The sequence below is a fragment of the Streptomyces sp. XM83C genome, from assembly GCF_023072675.1.
Classification (GTDB): domain Bacteria; phylum Actinomycetota; class Actinomycetes; order Streptomycetales; family Streptomycetaceae; genus Streptomyces; species Streptomyces thermocoprophilus.
In genome coordinates, this window is the sequence record NZ_JALLGL010000451.1 from 1 (window position 1) to 3,530 (window position 3,530).

The 3,530-nt window shown below is 63.7% G+C and carries 2 protein-coding genes and 2 pseudogenes; all 4 read right to left on the minus strand.

The window, feature by feature from the left end; genetic code table 11:
• Nucleotides 1–1,552 (minus strand): annotated as a pseudogene (locus MTQ10_RS28995) (hypothetical protein); the annotation flags it as partial.
• Nucleotides 1,553–1,561: 9 nt separating this feature from the next.
• Nucleotides 1,562–2,325 (minus strand): IS5 family transposase gene (locus MTQ10_RS29000; protein ID WP_247473359.1). Its coding sequence is split into 2 segments (ribosomal slippage): nucleotides 1,562–2,031 and nucleotides 2,031–2,325, totalling 765 coding nucleotides; the frame shifts between segments, so codons are not numbered across the junction.
• A gap of 148 nt (nucleotides 2,326–2,473) precedes the next feature.
• Nucleotides 2,474–2,764, minus strand: a pseudogene (locus tag MTQ10_RS29005) (transposase); the annotation flags it as partial.
• 69 nt (nucleotides 2,765–2,833) lie between these two features.
• On the minus strand, nucleotides 2,834–3,235 hold the full coding sequence (locus MTQ10_RS29010; RefSeq protein ID WP_247473356.1) for a hypothetical protein: 402 nt from the start codon (nucleotides 3,233–3,235) through the stop codon (nucleotides 2,834–2,836).
• Between the last annotated feature and the right edge of the window lie 295 nt (nucleotides 3,236–3,530).

The window sequence follows — 3,530 nt, forward strand, 5'->3', positions numbered from 1 at the left end:
CGGTGAGCATGCCGAGGTTGTTGTAGGTGTTGTGGACGCTCTCTGCGGGCAGGCCGGCCAGCGCGGGCATCGAGGTGGACTGGATGGTGCCGTCGATGTTGTAGACGGTGGAGGTGGTGAAGGTCTGCGGCGCGCCGGCGGTGACCAGGGGGTCGGTGGCGGCGATGACGGTTTTGGTGCCCTTGGGCCGGCCGAGTGCGTCATAGCCGGTGACGACCTGGGAGTAGATCTTGCCGGTGGTGCCGCCGACGTAGCGGATGGCAGCGGTGGGCTGTCCCTTGGCCAGGCTGTCGTAGGTGAACTTGGTCAGCTGGTGGGTATTGTCCTGGACTCCGTCCCAGGTGCCTATCTTGCGGCCGAGCTCGTCATAGTCAGTGATCAGGGTGCGCAGCGCGCCATTTACCGTCGTGGTTGCTGTCAGAGGCTGGTCTGCCTCGTTGAACGTTGACGTGATCTTGCCACGGTCTGGATCGACCAGGGAAATTTGGCGGCCGCGCAGATCGTACGCGTATCGCCATACGGCGCCATCTGGACCTGTGATGCTTTCGACCTGGCCGCCCGGAGTGTATGTATAGCGCGTAGTTGAGTAATCTGCGCCAGCCGGAGTAGGCCCGGCGTATTCTCGGCGCTCGATGGTTCGCCCACGGGCATCAGTGACGGTAAGGGTGCCGCTGCCGCCTGGGGCAGCGGTCACAGACGTCCGGTCACCCTCGTAGCGGGTGCTGGTCCGCCACCGCTCCTGATCGTAAACCCTGAAGATCGAATCAGTCGCACGACCTGCCCCGTCGAAAACCGTCTCCGTGGATGCGGGAACAGAACCAGGGAACGTGTTGGCGAGCCTGCCCTCTGGCGCGAGGTTGTCGTGAACTTGGTCGTTCTTTATATACGCCTGCCCGCGGTCATCGTAAAGCGTCTCTGAGATCACCCGCCCTCCGGTGGGTGACGGTACTTGCTTCTGACGAGGACGCAGAAGCGAGTCGAGTATTTCGTACATGGTGTTGTACGTTTTGCCGTCCGCTTTCAGCGTGTCAGTGCGGATCCAAGTTTCCTTGTCGTTATTTACGCTGTATGTGTATACAAGGCTCGGTGCGTCGTTCAGGGCGCGTGCACGATCCGGCTTCCATACTGAGATCAAGCGTCCCAGAGCGTCGACGGCTTGCTCAGTGACATTCCCATTGGGGTCCACGAATTTGAGCGCGGTTCCCCAAGCCGGATCCACGTCCGTGGTGGATGTGTATTGCTTCGGGTCGGTCGATGTAAGCCTGACGACAGGGCCATAACCAGTTCCAGCAGAGACGTAAGACGTTGTTGATGTCCTGTTGAGGGCATCAGTGGCGGTGATCAACCGCCCCAACGCGTCGTAACTTGACGTGGACACGACTTTGTAGATCGGCTGCCGATTTGCGTCGTAGTCAGCTACCCGATAGGAAGCTGTCGCGTCTCCCTTGGTCGGCGGGACACCTACCGCCTGACCGTCGTAGGCAGTAGTCACATCCGAGATGGTGTCGTCGGGCAACGTTGGATTCTCGGCACAGGCTGATGCATAGAGCTCGTAACACGATCATGATCTCTTGAGGCGCCTCCAGCAGATCAAGCTGCACGCCAACGAGACGAAGGCATTGTGGAGTTCGGTTCGGCGCTCCCAGCGGACGGCGAGGCGCTTGAACTGGTGGAGCAGGGCGAAGGTCTGCTCGACGACGTAGCGGAGTTTGCCCAGGCCCTTGATGTTCGGGGCGCCTTTGCGGGAGATGACCGGCAGGATCCGCCGCTTGCGCAGCTCCCGCCGGTTGGGGTTGGAGTCGTAGCCCTTGTCGCCGAGCAGCGAGTCGGGGCGGCGGCGCGGGCGGCCGGGCCGTCCGGCCACGGGCGGGATGCCGTCGATGAGGGCGAGGGTCTGGGTGACGTCGTTGACGTTGGCCGCGGTGGTGATGACCTTGAGCGGAGTGCCGCGTCCGTCGCAGATCAGGTGGTGTTTGCTGCCCGTCTTCCGCCGGTCGACCGGCGACGGACCGGTGTCGGCTCCCCCCTTTTCGCGCGGACGTGGGAGCCGTCCACGCACGCGCGGGACCAGTCGAGTTCGCCGGCCGCATTGAGCTCGGCGAGCAGGATGCGGTGCAACTGGTCGAAGACCCCGGCCTGCTGCCACCGCTCCAGGCGACGCCAGCACGTCTGCCCGGAGCCGAACCCCAGCTCCAGGGGCAGGAGTTGCCAGGCTATGTCGTTGTAGAGCACGTACAGGATGCCCTGCAGACACAGCCGGTCCGCCACCGGCCGCGGCCCCGGCGACTTCTCAGGCCACGGAGGCAGCAGCGGCTCGATCAGCATCCACAAGTCGTCATCCACGATCCACGGCCGAGCACTCACACCCTCCCGAACGGCCGAATCATCACATCAGTCACGCCCGACCAGGGCGCCTCAACAAGATCGTGTTACGAGCTCTTGAGGTGCTCGATCACCTGGTCGGCCTCGTCCGGGGACGGTCGAGTTCCGCCGCAAAAAACGCGCTCGCGGCCTTCAGAATCTCGTTCGCCCGCCTCAGCTCCGCTACTTCTTTGCGGAGTTGCTTCAGTTCCTCGTGCTCGGCGGTGGTCAGTCGGTCGTTGCGTTCGCCGGCGTCCGCCTCGGCCTGACGGACCCAGCCGCGCAGGGCTTCCTTGTGAATGCCCAGGTCCTTGGCGACGTGCGCGATCGGCCGGCCCGTCGTGCGGACCTCGCGGACGGCCCGCTCGCGGAGCTCGTCCGGGTACTTGCGTGGTGCTGGCACTGCTCGTGGTTCTCCTTCGGTCCAGGATCATAAGCCTGGCTTCAGGGACTCCACGAATCCGGGGTCAGCTCAGTCGCCCCGCGTCACCCATGCTTCGGCGACCTTCCTTGCGTCCTCCGGACCCCAGCCTCCTTCCTGCAGCGTTTCCGCGACCAGCGTCCGGCTCTGCTCGACATTCCGGTCCAGCAGGTCGAAGGCACGGACGGCGGCGATCGCATCTGTGATGGGGCGCTGGTGCGCCTGGCAGGAAGCGCTGATTCTGGAGGCGACAACAGCCAAAAATGCGCCGCCGCCACAAGCAGGCTCCACGAGCTTCAGGTCGCAGAGGTCCTTGTCTGCCGTGTAGCCCAGAAGGTCCAGGATGAGCTCGACCACCCATGCACGCGTGAACACCTCTCCGTGCTCCACGGCCTCCTGTAGAGACTCGGGAAGGGAGAGATCGTCAGTGCTGAACAGCGCGATAGTTGCCACACAAGGACAGTACCGCTCGTGCCCTCCGGAGCTTCACCTCTATCCACAGAGCGTAGTCATTCAATAGCAGGAATGTGGGATGTGTGTGGTGCCGTTTGCCGGGTGCCCGTGGAAGGTCGGCGCAGCACCATCCGAGCAAGATGCCGGGCGGCCGAAGGGCCTTGCTTCAGAGGGCTTCTCGAAACCGAGTGTGGAGCTGGGGGTTCCGTACGGGCGTGCTGTTCAGGTGATTGTGGCCGCGCGGGGGCATGAAGGCAGGGCCTCTCGGTAGCACAGAGGGTGTCTACGCCACTGC